The following is a 23251-nucleotide window of genomic DNA, read 5'->3' as shown; positions in this document are numbered from 1 at the left end:
GCTGAGTTAGTGGGATCTTCAGCATTGTTTCACAAGCCATTCCATTTTGGAATAGCGCCAGTATTTTTCGTTGTTTGCGGCTTAAAAAGGCAATGATTAGTATGATTTCATCATAATAAAAATTAATCACAAAAAGACATATTTCGAGGGGAAATTTAATGTTTAAACCAAACAAGCTAAGAACTGCTATTTGTTGTGCCTGCCTAGGCTCGCCGTTAGTAAGTATGGCGCAAACGGAAGTTGCCCCAGCAGAAAGTAAAGCTAAAGCAAACGCCGTTGAAGTGATATCGGTAACAGCAACCCGTAGAGAAACCACTATTCAAGAGGTGCCATATAGTATTTCAGCATACGGCGGTGAGGCATTAGAGGACGCCGGAATTACTGATTTTTCTAGTTTAGCACGCTCTATTCCAGGGTTAACCTTAACCGATGTGGGCCGTGGTAAAAACGGAATTTCTTCTGGTATTATTATGCGCGGTCTTAACTTGACTGGTGGTGCACAAGAAGATTTCACTATGACCACGGATCCTGTGGTGTCGGTTTATTTAGGTGAAACTCCACTTTTCGCCAACTTAGAATTACGGGACATGAATCGCATTGAAGTGCTTAAAGGCCCTCAGTCAACCTTATATGGTTCAGGCTCATTAGGCGGTACCATGCGCTACATCCCTAATAAGCCAGAATTCGATGCCGTATCAGGTAAAGTGCAAGCTAAAGTATCTACTACGGAATACGCTAGCGGTTTAAATCACGACCTTGAGTTTGTACTTAATGTGCCCCTTAGCGATACTTTTGCTATTCGCGGTGTAGTAACCCAGTTAGAAAATGCCGGGTACATTGACAGCGATTATATCGCTGGTTTAGATGCCAATAATCAACCTACTGGAGAATACACTACAGCGGAAGATATCAACGATGAAGATGTGTCGATGGCACGTCTTTCTGCTCGTTGGCTCCCAACTGAAGATACTGAAATTTTACTGACTCACAATATGCAGAAAGATGATGTTCAAGGCTCATCAGCAAGCTCTGAAGGCTTAGATGGATATGAAACTGCTGCAAAAATCATTGAACAATTTGAACGTGAAACTAACATTACGTCACTAGTAATTGAACATGATTTAGGTTTTGCTGATTTAACTTCAGCTACTTCCATAACTAAGAACGAAGCAAAAAGTAAGTACGATCAAAGTTATAACTATGGATTCTCATCGTGGTGGGGGCCTTACTACATTTCTTATTACGGCTACACTGGTGGCGTTGCTCCAGCGTCAGAAATTATTGTAGGCGAAAAAACCTACGAAACAGAAACTATTACTCAGGAATTCCGTTTAACCGGAACGACCGACAATGATATAGATTGGTTGGTAGGGGCTTACTATAATTCAGTAGATTTTAATACGGTAGCATATGACTATGTTTATGGTTTAGACGCTGCATTTAACATTACCAACCCAGTAGGCACTGATGTTGGCTATGGCAACATTCAAGAAACTGAATTTGAAGACTATGCGATATTTGGTGAAGTTACCTTCTACCCTACAGATCAACTAAGTGTTACTGCTGGCCTGCGCTACTTCGAACAAAATTTCTATGCCAAACAAGAAGTACTTTTACCTGCGTGTGAAGAATTTTGGAATACCACATTAGGATTCTTTACCTGTGGTGATGCAGAAAATTCAGGTACCGATCTACGAGGCTATGCATCAGGTGAAGATGAAAAAGATTTCAGTGATGTGCTTTATCGTTTCAATGTAGCTTACGACATTGATATCGACACCAAACTATATTTGAATATTTCCCAAGGTTTCCGTCATGGTGGGGCAAACGGTTTGCCTACTACTGGTATATTCGGTGAGAGTGAAGATTATTTATTCTTCGAGCCTGATAAAACCACTAACTATGAAGTTGGCATTAAAGGCAACATGCTAGATAGCGATGTTTATTACAGTGCAACTGCTTATTATATCGATTGGGAAAACCCTATCTTGCTAGTACAGTCACCAAACGGCGGTTTCCCCGCAATGATTAATGCTCAAAGCGCTGTATCGAAAGGGATTGAACTTGAGGTAAATGCACGATTAAGTGACGCATTTAAACTTAACCTTGGTTATACCTACACCAATGCGGAACTTACCGAAGACTTTGTTACCCCAGACGGTACCTTAGGAGCAGTTGAAGGTGAATCTTTACCCGGCATTCCTGAGTCAACATTAGTAAGCTCACTACACTACCAACAAGAACTGGGTGACGGTACTTTCTCTGCTCAAATTGGGGTGTCTTATAAAGCCGAGTTTACAACTGGATACCAATCGCCTTCGACATTTTATGAACAAGGATACGATGAAATTCCATCCTCAGTTTTGTGGAATGCGAGTGCCAAGTATGACATTGACAGCTGGTCAGTATCGCTTTTTGCTGAGAACCTCTTCAACAGCGATGCACCTACGGCATCTGACGGTGATGGTAAATACATAACTGATACCGCTGCTGGCGAAAGTAAAGCGGGTGAACAATATAGCATTTTACAACAAGGTGACCAATTGTACCGTGTACGTCCTCGAACAGTTGGTGTGTCTGTTAGCTATCAATTCTAATAGATTGAGCGCCTTTACTTAAGGCGCTCCCTTAGTTAAGAAGAGTTATTTTGAATCAAAAAAATGTAGACCATCATGAATTAATTCAAGCAAATTTGGCTGCTAACAATTTAGATAAAGCTGCCAAAATATGCACTGATGGATTGAGCCGTGATCCTAAAAATGCCCAATTGTGGCTAGATTTATCAGATATAAGCAAACGCCTAGGTCAGAATAAAATGGTGATCAATAGTGCCTTGAAAGCTATTGATTGTGAGCCTGACAACCTTTGGAATATTTTTCATCTTGCGAGTTGTTATCTTCAGCTTCAGGCGTTTGAACCTGCTATTAATGTTCTAAATAAAGCTCAGTCGTTATTGCATAACGAAAGTGAGGCTAAGCTGTGGGATAAGTTAGGTGAATTACGCTACATGGTCAATCAATTAGACTTGGCTATTGAAGCACATACCCGAGCCTTGGCTATTCAGCCAAACCGAGTGTCTACACGCAACCAATTAGCCGCTTTATTGCGTTTTAATGGAAGCCTTGAACATGCTGAAGTGCTATATCGTGAAGTGATTGATTTAGACCCCGCAAACTATCAAGCCTGTTACAACTTATCCCAACTGAGACGTTTCAAAAGTACTGAGGATATTTCACCTTTGTTGGAACATTGCAGACAGCAAATAACGCCTTCTGATAAGGGGCAAATTATGCTGCACTATGCTAGCGGTAAAGTGTTTGAAGATCTGGGTAACTACGACAAAGCGTTCAATCACTATTCCCAAGGAGCTAAACTTAAACGTAAACAACGGCCTTACGATATTTCAAAAGATATAGCGCTAATGAAATCTTTAGTGGCAATGTCGAAAACGTTACAAACGTCAGCGTTGGAAATTCCTGAAAACCTTGAACAATCGCCAATATTTATTGTTGGATTACCAAGAACAGGTACCACCTTAGTCGAACGTATCATTGCCAGTCACTCAGAAGTTATTAGTGGCGGAGAACTGAATGCTTTCCCTATGGCGCTGCTTGAGGCGGGTGGAAAACCTCTTGCAGCAGGGTTAGAAGGATTAGATGAAAATTTAGTTGAGAAACTCTCACCAAAGGCCTTAAGTTATATTGGTAAGCGTTACTTACAATTAGCCAAAAATCATGTTGGTAATGCGTCAATATTTGTCGATAAGTTACCCTATAACTTCTTGTATTGTGGTTTAATTTTACAAGCCATACCCAATGCCAAAATTGTGCATGTACTTCGCAATCCATTTGATGCAGCCCTTAGCAATTTCAAAATGTTGTTCGATCGTGGTTACGAATATTCCTACGATCTAGAAGATACGGCTAATTTCATAGCAGCATACTCAGAGTTAATGCAGCAATGGAAAGGTTTATTCCCCGATCAAATTCATACTATTGAATATGAAAACTTGGTTAACAATCAAGAATCTGAAACGCGAAAGCTACTCACATTTTGTGATCTAGAATGGGATGCAAAATGCCTTAGCTTTCACAAAAATGACAGTGCCAGCCATACGGCTAGCGCCAGCCAAGTTCGAGAGCCAATCTACAGCCGCTCAGTCAATCTTTGGCGTCAATTCGAATCACAACTTACACCGCTAACCCATGCATTTAAAAAGCATGGTATTCAAGCAAATAAAGCAAAGGAACTATAATGGCAAAGCTCGATGTTTTTCAATCTATGTGGGCAATGGAATATAGGCGTCCCGATGGCTATGAACTCAGTCTTGAAGTTAAATTAAAAAAAATATCTGAAGCAGGATTCAAAGGGGTCAGTTTCGACATTGGTTACCATTCTTTTGACATTATTCAAGAAGCCATGCCTTTGTTGGCTCACTATAATCTTGACCTTGTTTACAACGCCTTTGTTAAAAGTGTGCCGCATTACTCAGAAATTATAGACTTTGTAGTAAGCCAACCTATTCAACCGCGATTTATTGCCATAGTAGGGCAAATTGAGCCTTGGAGTAGTGAGGAAGTGGCAAGTGTTACTCAACAATGGATGGCTATCAGTGAGAAAGTTAATATCCCATCATTGGTTGAAATACATAGAAATTGTATGACTAATGACCTGCTTTTTACGCTTCAGCTTATGCAGCGGGTCCCAGAGCTATTAATGGTTGCTGATTTATCTCATACTCTGGTTAATCAAGAGTACTATTTACCGCTACACGATTTGGCACACCAACGTATGTCTGAATTTCTTACTCGTGCAGAAGCGTTCCACGGCCGAGTAGCAACACGTGAACAGGTACAGGTACCGTTTTTATTTCCGCAGAATAAACCTTGGCTAGATTTGTTCAAATCTTGGTGGCGAGAAGGCTTTGACAACTGGATTCAGCGTCACGGCAAGGATAGCGATGATGCATGTGTCTTTCTTTGTGAACTCGGTCCTCCTGTATACGCCATTACTGACGGTAACGGCGAAGAATTAAGTGACAGATGGGAAGAAGCTATCGTTATGAAAGAAATCGCCACGCAACTTTGGCAAGAAGCAGAGGCCTCAGCATAAGGTGCTCAGACTCGTCGCTTAACAGGCAAAGTTGATGAGTAAATATAACGCTGTTTACTCATACTTATAAAAAATAAAGTAAAAGGTTTAAAATATGCAAAAACAAACATGCGGTGAAGCCTTAACTCGCTTATTACAGGCCTATGGCGTAGATACTGTTTTTGGTATTCCTGGTGTGCATACTATCGAGCTTTACCGAGGCTTAAACGATTCTACGCTGAAACATATTACACCTCGTCACGAGCAAGGCGCAGGCTTTATGGCCGATGGGTACGCTAGAGTGACAGGTAAACCTGGGGTCTGTTTTATCATTACAGGTCCTGGCATGACCAACATAGTGACAGCCATGGGACAAGCACTACAAGATTCTATTCCTATGTTGGTGATTTCTTCGGTTAACCGCACCCAGCATTTATCTATGGGTGAAGGTCGTCTACATGAATTGCCTAATCAATTAGCCATTACTTCACAAGTGTCTCGATACAGCCATACTTTATTAAGTGTTGATAACTTACCTAAAGTGTTAGCTCAAGCTTTTGCGGTCTTTACTAGCCAGCGCCCAGGTCCGGTGCATATCGAAATTCCTATTGATGTATTAGCCTCTGATGCAAGCCATCTTGATATGCAACCATGGCCTATGCCTAAAGCTCCTGGGCCAGATTTAGACAGCATCAAACAAGCCTCTGAAATGCTCACTCAAGCAAAAAATCCGTTAATGATATTAGGCGGCGGTGCTAAAAATGTGGACCTAGTGGTGCAAACCTTAGCGCAAAAGTTAAACATGCCTGTGGTCAATACCTGTAATGGTAAAGGTGTTATGCCTAGCGATCATCCGTTATTTATTGGGTCAACTCCATCACATCCCGCAATACGTGAAGCCATTGAAAAGCACGCTGACGTTGTTCTGGCGGTGGGGACAGAGCTTGCTGAAACCGATTATGATTTCTTTTTCTTAGGGGACTTAAACATTAAAGGAAAGTTGATCAGGATCGATATCGACAGCGCCCAATTGTTACGAAACCATAAGCCTGATCTGCCTATTCTTTGTGACGCGCAACAAGCATTAAACGCAATTGTAGAGCATTTACCTGCAGCCCCGCAGACCACCAATGCTGAGGTGTTTGCATATTGCGGCGTGCTAAGAGAAAAAACCAAAGACATGAAAAAGTCGATTTATGGCGATTTTTTCCAAACCATTACTGATACTTTAGGCGACTGTGTGATTGTCGGTGATTCAACACAACCTGCTTATTTTGCACAGGCTTATTACGAAACCAACAACACAGCACGCTATTTTCATTCTACAACCGGCTATGGCACTTTGGGTTACGCTTTCCCAGCCGCTCTTGGGGCTGCCATTGGCGTACCCAGTTTACCGGTTATCGGTTTAACCGGAGATGGTGGCGGTCAGTTTAGCCTCAATGAAATTATTAGTGCCGTAGATGCCAAAATCCCAGTTATTTATATTGTATGGAACAATCATGGCCATGGTGAAATTCGCCGCTTCATGGACGACGCAAAAGTAGCCAAAATTGGTGTTGATATTATCCCTCCCGATTACGTTGCTTTAGCCAATGCCATGGGATGCCAAGCCACTCATGTAAATAGCCTAACTGAACTAAAAGAAGCACTTAATCAAGCGAGCAATCTTAATGCGCCCTTTTTGATTGAAGTCAGTGAAGCCGCACTCGATTGCGGCTATGCATTTTAGAGGAGTAGAATATGCAGGTTTTTTTAACTCGCCCATTGTTTGATACTGATCTGTTAAAAACACGCTTAGCTGAGCAAGGCATTGGATTAACTACAACAGACACAGACGACATATGCCCTGCGTCTGAATTGTTAGAAAAAGCTCAGCACACGGATGCCTTAATTACACATACAGAAGACGCCATTACTGCTGACGTTATCGCTAAGTTGCCGTCTTCGGTAAAGCTAATTGCAAATTATGGTATAGGTTTTTCGAATATTGATATAGAGGCCGCACGTCATAAAGGGATAGTAGTGACTAATACACCTACGGACGAAGCCTTTCATGCCACAGCCGAAGCAACAGTCGCCTTGCTGGTTGCGATTGCAAGGCAAATACCGGCACTTAGTGCAGAAAGGCGTGCCATAAAGACAGACCCCGCACCTTCATTTCAGCGCCCAACAGCTGTGTCTATCCGTAATAAAATCACAGGGGTGATAGGTCTTGGTCGTATTGGCTCCCGTGTTGCTGAAATGATGCATCATGGTTTTAAAAACACCATTATTTATTACGACTTATACGCAAACAGCAATATGGAAAATGAACTCGGTGCTCGCAAAGTTGCGTTAGACACCTTGATGCAAACCGCTGACTTTATTTGCGTAAATATGCCGCTGTCTGAGCAAACCAATAATCTAGTTTCTGCTGAACTTGTCGCTATGATGAAACGTGATGCAGTATTTGTTAATACCGCAAGGGCTGAACTTGTGGATGAAAATGCATTGATTGAGCGCTTAAATGATAAGGCGTTACACGGCGCTGGTTTAGATGTTTATAGCGACAGTGTTAATGATATTCGAGCAAAAAATGTGGCGTTAACCTCGCATTTCGCGAATTTTGAAAAAGAAGCATATACGGCCATGACCAATCTCATAGCCGATAACGTTATTGGTTACTTATGCAACCAGCAAGCCGTTACGCCTGTTAACGCACCAATAAGGGATGAATAATGATAGAGAATCAAACTAAAACGATATCCCAGGCACAAAGCGAAGGCAATTCATGGGTTACTTGGGCTAAATTGCTAGGCTGTTCGCTATTCGGCATTGGCTTTTTCCTTACCCCCTTCGTTTACGAGGGGTCGTGGACTATCGCTCTAGGCGTTGTTTCAAACGTCTTTACCAGCCTTATTGGTGAAAATATGAAGTATTTCACCTGTAGTATCTTTATTATCGGCGCGTTGCTTTCGGTAATTTATAACCTAACCCCTAGGTCGTTCTCTACTCGCCTACCTCACAGTGAAAAATTCATCGCCTCCCATTGGTTATGGACATTATTATCTGTTATTGGTGGTGTGACTGCTGGCATGACACTATTTCAAGTTGGCCCAGAATGGGTAATAGCGAAAGAAACGGGGGTTACTGCCTATATTGATGTGGCTGGCGCAATATTTCTGTTGATTGGATTGGGGTGCTTGTTTTTGCCGTTTTTAACGGATTACGGTTTATTAGACTTCGTAGGAACCTTGTTACAAAAAGGGTTCCACAAGGCATTCAACTTACCTGGTCGCGCTACCATAGATACACTGGCTTCGTGGGTAGGTTCATCGAGTATTGCGGTTGTGATGACTAACTATCAATACAAACAAGGGTATTATAGCGCCCGCGAATCGGCAGTTATTGCCACTAACTTTTCAGTCGTCTCTATTCCTTTCGTACTCCTGACAGCGCAAGTGGCTGGAATTGAAAGTCACTTTTTACAGCTCTACGGCAGCATGCTGCTTATTTGCATTTTATGTGCAGTGATCACTCCTAAGTTACCGCCTTTGTCGACATTCAAAGATGATTACTATGGTGGCAAAGAAAAGCAACTTAACGAACATGTGGGAGAGGGGGAAAAACGTTTAAACTGCGCCATGCAAAGAGCCATAGTCACAGCTAAACGGTCACCGTCGCCAGCGCAATCGGTGAATAAAGGCTTTTGGTCCATGATAGACATTTATCTTATGATGATGCCGGCGGCCATGACGATAGAATTTATAACCTTATCAGTTTATTACAATACTGGCATATTACAGGCAATGAGTTATCCGTTGTACCTGATGTTAGATGCATTACAAGTGCCTGAAGCGAGGTTAGCGGCGCCGGGCTTATTCATTGGATTAATGGATCAATTTGTACCGACTATTATTGCATCAAACATTAGTGATCCATTTACTAAGTTTATACTGGCAGGGCTTTCTGTAACTCAATTGATATTTTTTGCTGAAACGGCAATCTTGATCATGCGCTCAGCTATTCCCATAACCATCTTGCAGTTGGTGTCTATTTTTATCATTAGAACCATTATTGCCTTTCCCATCCTATATGGCATCGCACATATGTTGTTTTAGGCTGAAAATCTAAAACAACATAACATTCTTCGTATGTTATGAATTTATCTACTGTGGTTAGATAGGTGTAACAAGAGCAGCACGAACAACTTGAGATAAAATATGAACGCCATAACACAAATAACCGAGGAACACGTAGCCAAGCATGGTCTTCCAGCGGCAGTATTTAAGGACAAAGAAACCTATCAAAAAGAGTGTGACACACTCTTTGGAGATGGTTGGGCGAGTATTGCCTGTGGCCAACAACTCAGTAAGCCTGGCGATATTCTTCCTATTCGTTTGGCCGGTCATTCACTAATTGTCATTCGCAATAAAAATGGTGAAATTGGGGTGTTTCATAATATTTGTCGACACAAAGCCGCGCCATTAATTGACGAACCTTGCAATAAGCGCAGCATTGTATGTCCTTACCATAAGTGGACCTTTAAAATCGATGGTAACCTTTTGAGTGCCCCACGCTACTTTGGCAACGAAAACAAAGTAATGAGCGAAGAAGACAAAGCAGATAAAGGCTTAATTGCCGTGCGTTTTGCCCTGTGGTGGGACATCATTTTTGTGAATATTAATGGCAATGCAGAACCCTTTGAAGACTTTATCAAACCACTCGACAACTTACTCTCTTCATACCCCCAAGACGATATTCGTATGTTAAGTACCACAGATTATTCTGGGGAAGTGAATTGGAAGCTTGCTGTAGATAACTTCCTAGATGGCTACCATGTGCCTTTTGTGCATTCACAAGCTTGCACCTTAGAATCGGTTCTTGAGCAAGACGACCTATTTTTATCTGACAATATCGTCGGTTTACGATTACCCCATGGTGCTAGTGCTAAACCGGCGAAAACAGCAAAACAATTACCTCATTTTACTGGCCTCCCTGAAGAAAAACGTGGCACTCAACAATGGTTTGGGATTTTTCCCAATACTTTGTTTTTCGTTGATCCTTGCTGGGTGCAAACCATAGTGATTAAACCTATGGGCGAAACGCATACTGCTGAATCTCTTAGTATATATGTGGTTAATGATGAAGCTGCCAGTGACGAGTACGTTGAAGAACAGGCTCGTTTGCACGAAGTGTTAAATGAAGTTAATCAACAAGATATAGAGCTATTAGACAAGCTACAAATTACCCGCAGTAATGATATTGCCAACCAAGGGCACTTAAATGCAGCTTGGGATCAGGTCAATATGACCTTTCATCAAATGTGGCTTAAGAAAATGACCGCCAGGTCTGCGGAAAAATAGGTGATTAAATGGCACAGCTAAACAACAAGAAACGGCAATCTACTATGTTAATTTGCGCAGAACAGGCTATCTCAGCATGAGTTGTATCATTATTGGCGCAAGCCATGCGGGGGTGCAAGCGGCAGTAAACCTGCGGGGACAAGGGTATGATGCGAAGATTACTCTTATCAGTTCCGATGCAGTATTGCCTTATCAGCGTCCCCCTCTTTCAAAAGCGTTTTTGCAAGATAGTTTGCCAGAGCAACGGTTGTGGTTACGCCCAGAAACGTTTTACAAAACCAAAGACATTGAGTTGTTACTCAAAACTCGTGTTAGTCGCATCGATGCTGAGCAAAAAACGGTTACTTTGGAGAACGGCGAAAATTTAGACTATGAAAAACTGATCTTAGCGACTGGCGCTTCAGTTAGGCGTTTGTCCATTAAAGGCAATAATCTAAAAGGGGTACATTATTTACGTGACCATCAAGACACAGTTGGTCTTCGTGATGCCCTTCCTGAGATACAAAATGTGGTTGTCATTGGTGGCGGTTATATAGGTTTAGAGGCTGCTGCATCATTAACTAAGCTTGGTAAAAACGTTACCTTACTTTTGAATCAAGACCGTCCTTTACGCCATTTAACCAGTGAAGTGGTGAGTGAATTTTTAAGCAATTTACATCAGCTACAAGGTGTCAATATTCAGCCTTTGGCAAGTGCACAAGAAATCACAGGTACCGACAAAGTTACAGGTGTTCTGGCCAGTAATGGACAGCATTATCCTGCTGATTTAGTGGTGGTGGGGATAGGTGTTACACCAACCCAAGAGCTTGCGGAATCTTGTGGGCTAGAAGTGGATAACGGCATTAAAGTGAATGAATATATGCAAACGTCTGACAGCAATATATTTGCGATAGGCGATTGTGTTAGTTTTTATCACCCCATCTATAAAAAGCAATTACGCATTGAGTCGGTTCAAAATGCCACAGACCAATCTAAAATTGCCGCAATGGCGATTTGTGACAAGTTCGTTGCCTACGATGCCATGCCATGGTTTTGGTCAGATCAATACGATGCTAAACTACAAATTGTTGGTTTATCAGACGGATACGACGATATTGTCGTCAGATCTGAAGCAGAGGATAGCTTAGCGGTTTTTTATTTCAGTGGCGCGCGATTAATTGCTGTTGATGCCATAAACCAACCGAAATCCTTTATGATTGCCCGTAAACATATGCATAACTTGCCCATAGTGGATAAAACAAAATTAGCAGATAACAGTCTAGAACTGAATGCTGCCTTCACCGAATTAGTAGGAGCATAATTATGCCTAATATTACCTTCATTTTACCTGATGAAAATAGAGTTACAGTTGCGGCCAACGCCGGCGATAGCTTAATGCAAACAGCTGTGGATAATGGTATCGAACAAATTACTGCAGATTGTGGAGGCTGTTGTTCTTGTGCCACCTGTCATTGTTATGTGAGTGAGGCATGGAAAGATAAAGTAACAGCACCAGACGAAATGGAGGCTTCGCTTATTGAGGGTGCCATTGAAAATCCCCAAGCGAATAGTCGCTTATCTTGCCAGATATTTATTACCTCTGAGCTTGATGGTTTAGTTGTTGAGATCCCAGAGAGTGATTGGTAATAACTGAGCAAAAAATTAAAGGTTTTATGAAAAAAGAGGCTTACCGATTGTTCGGTAAGCCTCTTTTTTTGATCACTGATAGTGTGAAAATACTATTGGGCTAGGCGCATCTCATGGCTGATTTGCGCCATAAAATTATCTATCCTTGTACAGGCTTCTTCGAGTTGTTGGTCGTCTACCACGTAAGAAATACGAATATAGTCTGAGGTACATGCACCAAAGGCGGTTGCAGGTAAAACCCCTATCTTTTGCTGTTCAAATAAAGACTCAGCAAACTGTTGTGCGGTAAATCCTGTTTCACTAACGTTAACTAATAAAAACATAGATGCTTGCGGTGTAATGCAGCTCAAGTTGTTATGTTGATGAAAACATTTCACTAGTCGGTCTCTGCGGCGCTGGTATGTGGTACGCATACGTTCTGATTCAGCCAGTGCTTCAGGATCAGTCAGAGCAGTATACGCGGCTTGTTGAACAAACCCTGCTAGTCCATACAACATACACAGTGACAGATTACTTAAATGTTTTATTAGTGTACTAGGCCCTATAGCCCAACCTACACGCCAGCCTGTCATAGCATGAGACTTAGATAAGCTATTAAGCGTAATAGTGCGCTCTGCCATATTATCTAAACCGGAAATACTAATATGCTGGCCTTCAAAAACGGTTTGACTATAGACTTCATCTGACACAACCCAAAGATCGTGTTTAATCGCCAAGTCAGCAATAAATTGCAGCTCATCCTGTGTCAACATTAGGCCACTGGGATTGTTAGGTGTAGCAAAGTAAATCGCTTTGGTTTTGTCGGTGATAGCATTTTTTAGGGCCGTATAATCTAAACAAAAGCCATTGTGTTTATCCATAGCTACGGGAACCAAGGTAGCGCCAGTTAATTGGATACAAGCTTCATAAGTAACATACATAGGTTGCAGAACAATAGCTTCATCGCCGGGTTCTAGTATGCACATAGAACTGGCAAACAACGCATTTTGTGCGCCTGCAAGCATGATGACATTCTCTTTGGTAACCACTTGCCCCGAACGAGATTGATGCGCTGTTGCAATCACTTCACGTAACTCTTCGCGTCCTTCTATTTCTACATAATGGGTATCGCCAGTTCTTAGCCCTTGCACTGCGCTTTCAACCACAGTTGGCGGGGTATCGAAATCAGGGTCGCCTATACTAAGTACAATCACGCTATCGTCCTTTTCTTTTAACGACGTCGCTTTAAAATGAATATCCCAGGCATCAACGGTTTCCCCTTGGATTGCCTGGGTTAACGGTGTGTAACGCATAAAAAACTTACCTAAATAATTTGAAACAACATGAGGGTATTGACAACCCTCAACAGGATTACGAGTCGCTTACTACGGGCAATCGTCAACAAATAAGGCTTTAACTTCAGTGTACTCTTTTAAACCTTCTTTACCCCACTCGCGACCGTTCCCTGACTGCTTGTAACCACCAAAGGGGGCGTCAGTATTGAAGAAAGCCCCTTGCAAATAACATTGTCCGGCTCGGATTTTTTTCGCCACTTTAATGGCTTCAGCGCGGTTTTCCCCATAGACAGCAGAAGCTAAACCAAAGGGCGTGTCGTTCGCTATTTCAATGGCTTGGCTAATATCGTCGTAAGGTAAAATACATAACACTGGGCCAAAAATTTCTTCTTGAGCAATGACCATGTTATTGCTCACTGCTGAAAAAATGGTAGGGGCAACATAAGCGCCTTTGCTGAACGCTTCAGGCACCTCAGTGCCACCACAAAGCAGTTTTGCACCTTCCGCAATACCTTTTGCAATGTATTCAAGTACGCGGGCCTGTTGCTTATGAGAACTTAATGGACCTAGGTTGGTTTTAGCATCTGCCGGATCGCCCATTATCCATTCACCAGCTACTTGTTTTGCAATGGTTTCAACTTCAGCTAAATGTTCAGCAGGAACCAACATGCGTGTTAAGGCACTACAAGTTTGGCCTGTATTAAGCATAACATCTTCAACACCATAGCGAACCGCAGCCGCAAAATCGGCGCCTTTAGTGATGATGAAAGGGGATTTACCGCCCAATTCTTGGCATACCCGCTTTACGGTAGGAGCGGCGGCTTCTGCCACTTTAATGCCTGCCTGAGTAGAGCCTGTAAACGACACCATATCAACCAAGTTATGGCTGCAAAGTGCGCCACCTATTTTGGACCCAACGCCAGTAAGTAGATTAAAGACTCCATCTGGTAGGCTACTTTGGTTAATAATTTCAGCCAGAATAATATCTTGTATGGGGGTTTGTTCCGCAGGTTTTACCACCACAGTGCAACCAGCGGCCAATGCAGGACCTAATTTGCCGACTAATTGCGACAATGGATAGTTCCATGGGTTGATCAGTACACACACACCAATGGCTTCGGTAATTTCAATGTGGCTAGGATACTCATGAATATCATCTACATTGCCAGCTAAAGCGGCAAAGCTGCGAAACGCATCGATAGCGCTTTGCACCTGCATTTCGGCAGAAATGGACACTGGACAACCCATTGACGCCACAATGGCATCGGTTAGTTCGCTAGCACGGGCTTGCATTTTGTCTGCTATATCATGGATAGCTGCAGCTCGCACTTCTGCTGGTTGTTGAGACCAATCCTCGAATGCCGCTTTAGCTGCCTGCACTGCGGTGTTAACGTCTTCGTTATCAGCCGAGGGTACGCTGGCATAAATTTCACCGTTGGCGGGGTTAACCACCTCAAGTTGTTCATTACTGTGACTCGCTACCCAATGACCATTAATATAAAGCGTTTCAAAGCGTTTCATTTTCTCACCTTAACTAGGGTTACTGCGTGGCTAATGTTAATACTGCACCTAATAATACTTGGCACCCGGAAGTAATATCTTCGGGAGTCACATTTTCAGCTTCATTGTGACTAATGCCATTTTCGCATGGAATAAAAATCATAGAGGTAGGTGCCACTCGCGACACATAAACAGAATCGTGACCTGCCCCCGAAAACATTTCTTCGTACGCTAATCCTGTTGCTGCTACTGATGCTCTTACTGCATCAATACAGTGTTTATTAAACTCAACCGCAGGCGAATCCCATTCATCAAGAATCTCAAACTGCACACTACATTCAGCACAAACTGAGCTTGATATCTGCCTGAATTTTTCATCCATTTGTTTCAACATTTCTTGATTAGGGTGACGTAAATCGACTGTGAGTGTTAATTTTTCTGGCACAGTGTTCCGAGAGCCTGGCGATACATTAATATCACCGAACGTTGCGCGGGCTTGTGGAGCAAACTCATCTGCAAGGGAATAAAGCTGTTGAATAATACGAGCTGCGGCTTTTACGGGATCATGACGCTGCTCCATTGGAGTGGGCCCTGCGTGTACAGGTTGACCGTGAATAACTAAGTCATACCAACGCATGCCTTGTACGCCTTTCACTACACCAATTGGCTTGTTTAGAGACTCTAAAATAGGCCCTTGTTCAATATGTAGTTCAAAGGCTGCTTTTATAGGAAACGGCTCGCAAGGGCATTCACCTGCATAACCTATGCGCTCAAGCTCCTGAGCAATAGTCGCGCCGCCTTTATCTGTGCGCTGTAGGCCATACTCTAAGGAAAAGTCACCACTCCAGACGCCTGAGCCTATCATTGCTGGGGAAAAACGAGCCCCTTCTTCATTAGTCCAAACGGCTACTTCAATAGGATGTAATGTATGGGTGTCTGTTTCATCTAGAGTACGTAATACTTCTAAGCCTGCTAACACACCATATACGCCATCGAATTTCCCACCCGTAGGCTGAGTATCTAAATGACTACCCATGAGTACTGGAGGCAAAGTATTATCTGTGCCCTTGCGGCGCATAAAAATATTGCCCATTTGATCTATGCGGCGTTCACAACCTATCTCTTGGCACCATTTTACGAATAAGTCGCGACCTTGTTTATCCAGATCTGTAAGGGCTTGACGGTTACAGCCTCCTTTCTCAGTGGCACCAATTTTTGCCATTTCCATTAAGCTAGACCACAAGCGCTCGCCATTTATCTTTAGTTTCATATTGTGCTCCTAGGCATCTTTTCTACTTAATGGCTGACACATACAATGCACGCCACCACCACCTGATGTGAACATTGACATATCAGGGGCAAACACTTCTAAACCGTGGGCTTTTGCTTTACCCACTAGCTCGCTGCTGGCTTCTGGTATTAATACACGGTCTTTTCCAAGAGCCACAACATTAACACCAAGCTCTAGTACTGAACGATAAGAGATATCTATAATTTCAATACCTCTTCCTTTTAACCAATTAAGCAATTCATCTTCAACAGCTTGGGTACAAACGGCCGCAAGTTTGTCAGTTAACATGGCAAACTTCACATCTAAATGAAGAAAGTAAGGGTCAAACTGATAAGATTTAAACTCCCAGCCTTCCTTTTCAACCCAGCCACGCACTTGGTTAAGGCCTTCTTCGCTGGTACGTTCACCCGTATAGCCACACAGTACCACTCCCGGCTCTAACACCATAAAGTCGCCGCCTTCAAATGAGCCAGCTGTTACTGCGTCATAAATTGGGATGTTTTTTTCTTGATAAAACTGCGATACCGCAACCCATTCACCCCGTCGCCACGGGCTGTACATTTGGGTGATAATTGGGCCCCAAGGTGTGAGCACTGAAGAGTCACGGGCATAAATTTGGTAAGGCAAATGGGCATCAGCTTCGAGAAAATGTGTATTAACACCACAATGCTGATACACCTCTATCATTTCTTGATACTGCTTTTGCGCCACGTCTTTGTTGTACTCACGACCTAAGCGTATCGAGCGGCGCGACATAGCATTGCCGCTTTTCCAATCGTAGTGATCCATAGGTCCTATTAAAACATCTTGCAGTTCCCCATATTCAGAGTTCATGCTCCAGTGGTCGAGGCGTGATGTGCCACCTTGGTCTTTACGTCGAAAATAATTGGTTTTCATATCAAAGTTACGCTATCAGAATAGATAGACTTAGTTTATGGTTACATTTTAATTACTCAAGCAACTATTTTTCACCATGGTGTTCCAATTATTAGACCAACATTGAATCGACTAGCGTACCAAGAGCGAAAGTATGAAGCACAATAAAAGTCCTTATTTAGATCTTCGGCAAATTCCTTTAAATGCACTTCACGCTTTTGAAGCCGCAGGCCGCCATTGCCACATGCGTAAAGCAGCACAAGAAATGTTTGTCTCGCACTCGGCCCTTAGCCGACACATCAAACTATTGGAAGAAAGGTTAAACACTCAGCTGTTTGACCGTAAGAATAATAAGCTTCGCTTAACCGCTCCAGGTTTACGTTTGTTATCGTCAATACAAACGGCCTTTGCAGAATTAAATAAAGGGTTACATTTACTTGATCCCACTATGGTTGCAGGTGAAATCATCATTGGTACTACAGCCACCATTATGTTGAATTGGCTGCTGCCAGTTTTAGCGAATGTGCAGCTACAATACCCAGAAATTTCGTTTAACTTACAAACTATTGAACCACATCAGAAGTCTATACCCTCAAATTTGGATATCGCCTTATGTTTGGGTCGCCCTGAAGATTCAAATAGGACAATCAGTAAGTTGTACGATGAATATTATGTACCGGTTTGTAATCCCGTTTTGCTGAAAGGAAAAACAATTAAAAAGCCAGAGGAGTTGCTTTTTTACCCTTTGTTGCACGATGGGTTGGGGCAATGGTTTAAATGGTTTAATCATCACCATTTGGATGGCCATGAATCGCCGCAACATACCTATTTTGAATATGCGTACCAAGCGATAGAGGCAGCAAGACTAGGGATGGGAATGGCGCTAGCAGATATTGTTGAAGTGGCCGAAGATATTGAACAAGGTAAGCTCATGCAAGCAGGTGACTCTGCGCACACAGAGGGGCAGTCGGTATACTTAATCACCCATGAAAGCCCTCAAATGAATTACCGTACACAACTGGTATTACGCAGCATATTGCAAAATCTTGAACAAAAAGGTGCAAAGTTAGAAACTCCACAACAAATAATGGAACTCATAAGTTAAGGCGTTGACACTTTGATATTAAAACAATTTCTATTCAACACCTTGATATGCCGCGGTTAAAATTGACATAAATTTTGCTTTATCCATTGTTATGGGATTAGTGTGATGTTCAGTGTCTTTAACGGCAAGTAAAGCAATGTCAGCTAATTGTTCATGGGTAACATCAATTGCATGCAATGTTTTGGGAATAGCTAATTGATCGCGAAGTTCATTTATCCATTCAAGAAAACCTTCGGCAGTTCTGTTCGACAAATCTAACAAACAGGCCAATCGGGTCAGTTTAGGAGCGATAGCTGTTAGATTAAATCTTAGCACGTAAGGCAACACAACTGCGTTTGCTAGGCCATGATGAATATCTAGCAAAGCCCCTAATGCATGGGCAATAGAATGCACGGCACCTAACCCTTTAGAAGTGAATGCTACCGCAGCAATAGAAGATGCCGCCATCATTTGTGTTTTTGCTTCAATATTATGCGGTTCACCCACGCTAAGCGCTAAGTACTCATGACATAACCTAATAGACTCAAGTGCGATACCATCACACAAAGGGTGATAATCTGGAGCGCACAAGGCTTCAATTGCATGAGTTAATGCATCCATACCTGTCCATGCACTTAAATTTATAGGTAAACCCATTAATAGTTGCGGATCATCTATAACAGCAAAAGGAAAATGTTCAGGGTGATACGCCACGCGTTTGCGTTGGCTTGTTTCATCGTTTATTACACAAGAACTACCTGATAACTCAGAGCCTGTACCCGCAGTTGTGGGGATTACCATAAAAGGCACAAAAAAATTATCGCCTTCAACAAGGGGTAAATGTTGCGGATTTTCAAAGTAACAGTACAACCATAAATCGTTTTGATTGAAAGCCACCAAAGATATGGCCTTGGCAACATCAATAGCACTGCCACCACCTAGTGCCACAATTCCATCGCAACTCTTTTCTTTAAAGTAGGCTAAACCTGATTCTACATTTTGTTTTGTGGGGTTACCTTTAATGTCACTAAACACAGTAACGTTAAATGCATGGTCTTTTAATTGCGCTATTAATGCTTGTGCAAATGATTGTGAAAGCACACCTGGGTCTGTTACTAGCAGTGGCCGAGTTATATTTTGGCTGCTAAGTAAGCTAGCGGTTTGCATTATTGAGCCAGGACCAAATAAAACGCTCGGTACAGTCACTTGCCATTGCACAACACTCATATTGCATCCTTATTAATTCTTGGTGCTTGTTAAAACAGTCGATAGACAATCTTAAATCAGTTTATGGAGAAACTGCCGTGACTCAAGCAAAAACACCTTACCATATTGGTCTGATTAATAGACCGATGAAAAGTGCTTGATGCAAATTATGCTATTGTTGGTAACAATAGCTAACCAATGTGGTCCCATTTTCTCACTTGATGTTATTATGATTGTCCATATACTCCTAAATAACGACACCAATGTGACTGTTACGCATAGGGTTAAATAATCTTTTTCGTGAACAATAGCGCCCGCTATTTAACACGGCTACGGAAGGAGTCATGGTCCTTTTCCAAGGAGGTGACTAAACAGATACAACGTCTGGAAAGTGAAGGTGCAACAGCTCAATTACATGATAATGGCGTAAAAGCTAAATGTTAACGGGCATCATAAATACCCTTGATAAAATAACCTTCAATAGAGATGAGTAATAGTGTTAGATAATAATAAAATCAACAATAACCCTTTACGCGAACATATAGTCTTAGCATTAATAGGCGCAATTGCAGCCAGTGTAATTGAATTCCTTCCCATTATGGTGGGCGCAGTGAGCGATCATCTACAGGCTTCCCCAGATGTTGCTGGCTTTATTTTTATGAGTAACTTCTTAGGCATTGCCGTAGGCACCCTTTTGTCTATTGTTGCAATGCGACAGCTCAGTTTAAAAGCGTGTTTTTTATTAGGTATCATCCTCATACTCTTCGCTGAGTTATGGTCGGCATTTATTTCTAACACTGATGTTTTAGCTATTGTTAGATTTCTTTCAGGCATTGCATCGGGGATCATTAGTGGCAGTGTAGCCGCTGCTATTACCTTGTTTCCTCGGCAAAAGCGAGGCTTCGGCTTGTATATGTTAGGCATGTTTGCAACAAGTGGTGTTGGCCTGTTTATACTGCCTTACATTATTGGCGATTATGGTACTAAAGGGCTTTTTATCTCCTTGTCTGTTTTGGCCGGTATTGCACTGGTTTTGTTGCGCTTCCTAGCGTTGCCAGAACCTGAAAAAGAAAACAGAAACTCAGCAAGTCAAAGTCAGCCATTGACTGTGAATTTAAAAGAAATTATTGCCTTACTGGGTTGTATTTTGTTTCTGATGGTAGGCATTGGAGGTTCTTGGGCTTTCTATGAAAGATTAGGCCTTGAATGGGGCTTTACTATTGATGATATTGTGTTTGTGTTATCTATTAGTGCCGTATGTGGCTTAACCGCATTTTTTGTCGAACAAAGTGAAAAACTACTTAAAAGCCATTATTTAATATTGCTAGGCGTGGCTATCACCCTCTTGTCAATTGTGTTTTTATCAACAAGTTATAAGGGGTTTTCCTTCTATACAATCAGTCTTTTTCTCACTGGATGTGGCTGGGCATATACAGTTCCAGTGGTTCAAGGCGCTTTAGACCGAATAAGTAAAGGTAACAAAAATGCCGCTGCTTTATCGATGCTAATGTATTGGTGCGGTCTTTCTTTTGGTCTTTGGATCCACGGATATATATTAAATGCCACTGAGAGTTTCCAAATTACACTTCTATCATGTGGTTTTTTCTATAGCTTGAGTCTTGTATGTGCACTCAGTGTTATTTATTACAATCGCTCGAAAAAACTCATCGCCTCAGAGCCTCTAACCCCTGATGTTGATTTCCAGTAAAGAATAATAATGAGTACAAGGTATAAATGATGAAAAGTGAAAAAATAGCCATTGTTCAGGTTCCTTCAGCCATTCTCGATTTAGATGAAGGCGTAAAACGAGCGGTGTCTGCTATTCGCGAAGCCGCGCAGCAAGGGGCTGAACTGATTGTCTTTCCTGAAAGCTGGCTAACTGGCTACCCGGCTTGGGTATTTGATCTGGCAATATGGGACGATGCGCAAGCTCGTTATTGGCACGGTAAGTTTCTTGAGCAATGTCCGACAATAGATAGTGAACGTTTATTACCCATCAGAGAAGCCGCAGCCGACTGCAGTGTTAACGTGTTGTTGGGCCTAAACGAGCGAGCACGTCCACATGCAGGTTCGATTTATAACAGTACATTATTAATAGGTACCCAAGGTGAAACCTTAAATGTTCACCGTAAACTCACTCCTACTCATACAGAACGTATTGCATGGGCTCAAGGTGATGGGGCAGGATTGAACGTGGTTGATACTTCAGTTGGACGCATTGGTTCATTAATCTGTTGGGAGCACTGGCACCCGTTAATGCGACAAACTATGCATTTTCAAGATGAACAAATTCATATCGCATGCTGGCCAGATATGGCTGATAGCCATATTGTCTCGGTTAAACAATATGCTTTCGAAGGTCGTTGTTTTGTTGTTTCAGCGGCGCAATATCTTACCGCAGCAGACGTACCAGAGTCATTAAGAGATGCTTACAAAAAAGGTCTTGGTGCTACAGGTGCAGTGATTGAAGATGAAAACGTGTTTTTTAATGGTGGCAGTGGCGTTGTTGGGCCTAATGGTGAATGGGTAACAGAACCTCTGTTCAATGAAACCGGTATTATTTACGCCAATATTCATATTGATGAAGTCAACCAATACAAGCACGATTTAGACGTAGTGGGTCACTACTCACGTAGCGATGTATTTCAATTATCAGTAAACCGAACTGCAAGAGAAAGCGTGACATTGCATGATGAGCTTGTCAGCAAAAACCTTGAATAGTGATAGACCTTTGCTTTTAGCGCAGATACCTAAAATGAGGTGAAAGTAGATGAATGCAGATATTCCATCACTCGCAACCTGGCAACTTAATCGTAAACTTGGGCTTAAGCATTTGGAAAAAATCATTCCTGATGTAATGAGCGTCAATGCCAGAGAAACGAAAAAGCTCATCCCTGCGTTTAATAATGAGATTGCTGCGACACCTTATATAAAGGCGTTAACACAAGATGATGAAATCGAATCCATCGTTATATTGCAAGGCAGTGATATTGTTTTTGAACACTACAGCTATGACTTTTCTTCATCAAGTTTACATAGTGCCCAATCCGCTACTAAACCCATTAGTGTCTTGTTATTAGAACGAGCAATTAATGCGGGAAAAATCGCCATTACAGATAAAGTCGAGCAGTATATTCCCGAAATCGGGAGCGGCTTTTATGGTTGTACGATTGAAGATATTATGAGTATGAATGTGCGTCACGAATTTAACGAAATGACGGCATACACCGCACCTGAAGGTAGCCGGCTTCATCTATTGCGTGTCGAAGATGAAATCAGCTTTGGTTATTTACCTTTGGCGGGCAGACCTTTGTTAGCACGAAGAGAATTTGCTAAAAAATTGAGACCATTAGCCTCTCAGCCCACGAATGAAAATACAGATAACACTCTAGTGTATGCCACTATTAACACCGAAGTAGCTGGTTGGATTATTGAACGTGCTTTGAACACACCATTGTCGCTACAAGTCAGAGAGTTGCTGCATGACATAGGTGCTGAAAATACTGTACATATGTCCCTAGATCACTTGGGCGTCCCTAGCATAGGTGCTGGACTCATATTAACGACGCGAGACTTTGCACGTTATGGCATGCTACTGCGAGATAGTGCTTATGTAAAAACTATCAATAGTCAGCTTGGAACAAAAATACCCGAATCAACACAGACCTATCGACTTTCTTTAAGCGTTTCAGAGCTTGGTTATTCACATGCAGGTTGGGGGGGACAGTTTATTTATGTTAACCCTGAATTGGATATTGTGGTGGCTATTTTTGGTGGCATTAAAGGTGAAGACCCAATGAACAGAAACTATTTTCAAGCTATTGAGTCTGCAATCAAAGCACTAAATGCTTACTTCGCCAAATAATCACCGTTATAAATATGAGAGACTCAATCACCAGAAGCGCTCCTCAAGCATAGTTACATAATATCAGTAAACGGAGTGATTTCGTCATTA

General features: G+C 42.2%; 18 protein-coding genes. 13 read left to right on the top strand and 5 right to left on the bottom strand.

The features are described 5' to 3' along the window. The first annotated feature begins 158 nt into the window (after window positions 1-158). The 9 genes from AAC000_RS01770 (at window position 159) to AAC000_RS01730 (ending at window position 12065) form a co-directional block, all read left to right on the top strand. Window positions 159-2597, top strand: a complete 2439-nt coding sequence (locus tag AAC000_RS01770; protein ID WP_339719554.1) for a TonB-dependent receptor — start codon at window positions 159-161, stop codon at window positions 2595-2597. A gap of 50 nt (window positions 2598-2647) precedes the next feature. After that, on the top strand, window positions 2648-4255 hold the full coding sequence (locus AAC000_RS01765; RefSeq protein WP_339719553.1) for a sulfotransferase: 1608 nt from the start codon (window positions 2648-2650) through the stop codon (window positions 4253-4255). Beyond that, window positions 4255-5112 (top strand): hypothetical protein, encoded by an 858-nt coding sequence (locus tag AAC000_RS01760; protein ID WP_339719551.1) that lies wholly within the window; start codon window positions 4255-4257, stop codon window positions 5110-5112. Before AAC000_RS01765 ends, AAC000_RS01760 begins: the two co-directional genes overlap by 1 nt. A gap of 94 nt (window positions 5113-5206) precedes the next feature. After that, a complete protein-coding gene (locus tag AAC000_RS01755; RefSeq protein WP_339719549.1) occupies window positions 5207-6823 on the top strand; it encodes a 5-guanidino-2-oxopentanoate decarboxylase in 1617 nt (538 codons plus the stop codon). An 11-nt stretch (window positions 6824-6834) separates the two neighbouring features. Then, window positions 6835-7812 carry an NAD(P)-dependent oxidoreductase gene (locus tag AAC000_RS01750; RefSeq protein WP_339719547.1) on the top strand — a complete coding sequence of 326 codons (978 nt, stop codon included), beginning with the start codon at window positions 6835-6837 and terminating at the stop codon, window positions 7810-7812. Then, the gene (locus AAC000_RS01745) at window positions 7812-9194 is read left to right on the top strand and encodes a YjiH family protein (RefSeq protein WP_339719545.1); all 1383 of its coding nucleotides are present in this window, start codon (window positions 7812-7814) and stop codon (window positions 9192-9194) included. Before AAC000_RS01750 ends, AAC000_RS01745 begins: the two co-directional genes overlap by 1 nt. A 102-nt stretch (window positions 9195-9296) precedes the next feature. Beyond that, window positions 9297-10439 (top strand): aromatic ring-hydroxylating dioxygenase subunit alpha, encoded by a 1143-nt coding sequence (locus AAC000_RS01740; protein ID WP_339719543.1) that lies wholly within the window; start codon window positions 9297-9299, stop codon window positions 10437-10439. 76 nt (window positions 10440-10515) lie between these two features. Further along, complete coding sequence (locus AAC000_RS01735) at window positions 10516-11739, top strand: FAD-dependent oxidoreductase (RefSeq protein WP_339719541.1); 1224 nt, start codon at window positions 10516-10518, stop codon at window positions 11737-11739. A gap of 2 nt (window positions 11740-11741) precedes the next feature. Then, the gene (locus AAC000_RS01730; RefSeq protein ID WP_339719540.1) at window positions 11742-12065 is read left to right on the top strand and encodes a (2Fe-2S)-binding protein; all 324 of its coding nucleotides are present in this window, start codon (window positions 11742-11744) and stop codon (window positions 12063-12065) included. Between the two features lie 92 nt (window positions 12066-12157). On the opposite strand, the gene AAC000_RS01725 is transcribed toward AAC000_RS01730, so the two are convergent. From AAC000_RS01725 to AAC000_RS01710, 4 genes are all read right to left on the bottom strand, one after another. Then, window positions 12158-13357, bottom strand: coding sequence for an aminotransferase class I/II-fold pyridoxal phosphate-dependent enzyme (locus AAC000_RS01725; protein WP_339719538.1), 1200 nt, complete (start codon window positions 13355-13357; stop codon window positions 12158-12160). A 72-nt stretch (window positions 13358-13429) separates the two neighbouring features. Beyond that, window positions 13430-14860, bottom strand: coding sequence for an aldehyde dehydrogenase family protein (locus AAC000_RS01720; protein ID WP_339719536.1), 1431 nt, complete (start codon window positions 14858-14860; stop codon window positions 13430-13432). Between the two features lie 19 nt (window positions 14861-14879). After that, window positions 14880-16109: a Zn-dependent hydrolase gene (locus AAC000_RS01715; protein ID WP_339719534.1), complete on the bottom strand. Its 1230-nt coding sequence runs from the start codon at window positions 16107-16109 to the stop codon at window positions 14880-14882. Window positions 16110-16118: 9 nt separating this feature from the next. Beyond that, complete coding sequence (locus AAC000_RS01710; protein WP_339719532.1) at window positions 16119-17027, bottom strand: arginine deiminase family protein; 909 nt, start codon at window positions 17025-17027, stop codon at window positions 16119-16121. A gap of 133 nt (window positions 17028-17160) precedes the next feature. Here AAC000_RS01710 and AAC000_RS01705 point away from each other — a divergent pair, with 133 nt between their 5' ends. Then, window positions 17161-18111: a LysR substrate-binding domain-containing protein gene (locus AAC000_RS01705; protein WP_339719530.1), complete on the top strand. Its 951-nt coding sequence runs from the start codon at window positions 17161-17163 to the stop codon at window positions 18109-18111. Window positions 18112-18141: 30 nt separating this feature from the next. On the opposite strand, the gene AAC000_RS01700 is transcribed toward AAC000_RS01705, so the two are convergent. Continuing rightward, entirely contained in the window at window positions 18142-19317 is a 1176-nt protein-coding gene (locus AAC000_RS01700) for an iron-containing alcohol dehydrogenase (protein WP_339719528.1), read from the bottom strand. Between the two features lie 475 nt (window positions 19318-19792). On the opposite strand from AAC000_RS01700, the gene AAC000_RS01695 reads away from it, so the two are divergent. Genes AAC000_RS01695 through AAC000_RS01685 form a run of 3 tightly spaced genes read left to right on the top strand, consistent with a single transcriptional unit; the run spans window position 19793 to window position 23161 of the window. Next, entirely contained in the window at window positions 19793-21004 is a 1212-nt protein-coding gene (locus tag AAC000_RS01695; protein WP_339719526.1) for an MFS transporter, read from the top strand. Window positions 21005-21033: 29 nt separating this feature from the next. Further along, window positions 21034-22017: a carbon-nitrogen hydrolase family protein gene (locus AAC000_RS01690; protein ID WP_339719524.1), complete on the top strand. Its 984-nt coding sequence runs from the start codon at window positions 21034-21036 to the stop codon at window positions 22015-22017. Window positions 22018-22066: 49 nt separating this feature from the next. After that, on the top strand, window positions 22067-23161 hold the full coding sequence (locus AAC000_RS01685) for a serine hydrolase (RefSeq protein ID WP_339719523.1): 1095 nt from the start codon (window positions 22067-22069) through the stop codon (window positions 23159-23161). Window positions 23162-23251: the final 90 nt, after the last annotated feature.

The organism is uncultured Paraglaciecola sp. (assembly GCF_963977085.1).
Classification (GTDB): domain Bacteria; phylum Pseudomonadota; class Gammaproteobacteria; order Enterobacterales; family Alteromonadaceae; genus Paraglaciecola.
This window is presented reverse-complemented; position numbering and strand designations above follow the sequence as displayed.

Bases quoted from the DNA above. Each gene is read 5' to 3' on its own strand.
- AAC000_RS01770 (WP_339719554.1), top strand. From the start codon at position 159: ATGTTTAAACCAAACAAGCTAAGAACTGCTATTTGTTGTGCCTGCCTA.
- AAC000_RS01715 (WP_339719534.1), bottom strand. From the start codon at position 16,109: ATGAAACTAAAGATAAATGGCGAGCGCTTGTGGTCTAGCTTAATGGAA.
- AAC000_RS01730 (WP_339719540.1), top strand. From the start codon at position 11,742: ATGCCTAATATTACCTTCATTTTACCTGATGAAAATAGAGTTACAGTT.
- AAC000_RS01755 (WP_339719549.1), top strand. From the start codon at position 5,207: ATGCAAAAACAAACATGCGGTGAAGCCTTAACTCGCTTATTACAGGCC.
- AAC000_RS01725 (WP_339719538.1), bottom strand. From the start codon at position 13,357: ATGCGTTACACACCGTTAACCCAGGCAATCCAAGGGGAAACCGTTGAT.
- AAC000_RS01720 (WP_339719536.1), bottom strand. From the start codon at position 14,860: ATGAAACGCTTTGAAACGCTTTATATTAATGGTCATTGGGTAGCGAGT.
- AAC000_RS01700 (WP_339719528.1), bottom strand. From the start codon at position 19,317: ATGAGTGTTGTGCAATGGCAAGTGACTGTACCGAGCGTTTTATTTGGT.
- AAC000_RS01750 (WP_339719547.1), top strand. From the start codon at position 6,835: ATGCAGGTTTTTTTAACTCGCCCATTGTTTGATACTGATCTGTTAAAA.
- AAC000_RS01735 (WP_339719541.1), top strand. From the start codon at position 10,516: ATGAGTTGTATCATTATTGGCGCAAGCCATGCGGGGGTGCAAGCGGCA.
- AAC000_RS01685 (WP_339719523.1), top strand. From the start codon at position 22,067: ATGAATGCAGATATTCCATCACTCGCAACCTGGCAACTTAATCGTAAA.
- AAC000_RS01740 (WP_339719543.1), top strand. From the start codon at position 9,297: ATGAACGCCATAACACAAATAACCGAGGAACACGTAGCCAAGCATGGT.
- AAC000_RS01705 (WP_339719530.1), top strand. From the start codon at position 17,161: ATGAAGCACAATAAAAGTCCTTATTTAGATCTTCGGCAAATTCCTTTA.
- AAC000_RS01710 (WP_339719532.1), bottom strand. From the start codon at position 17,027: ATGAAAACCAATTATTTTCGACGTAAAGACCAAGGTGGCACATCACGC.
- AAC000_RS01690 (WP_339719524.1), top strand. From the start codon at position 21,034: ATGAAAAGTGAAAAAATAGCCATTGTTCAGGTTCCTTCAGCCATTCTC.
- AAC000_RS01745 (WP_339719545.1), top strand. From the start codon at position 7,812: ATGATAGAGAATCAAACTAAAACGATATCCCAGGCACAAAGCGAAGGC.
- AAC000_RS01760 (WP_339719551.1), top strand. From the start codon at position 4,255: ATGGCAAAGCTCGATGTTTTTCAATCTATGTGGGCAATGGAATATAGG.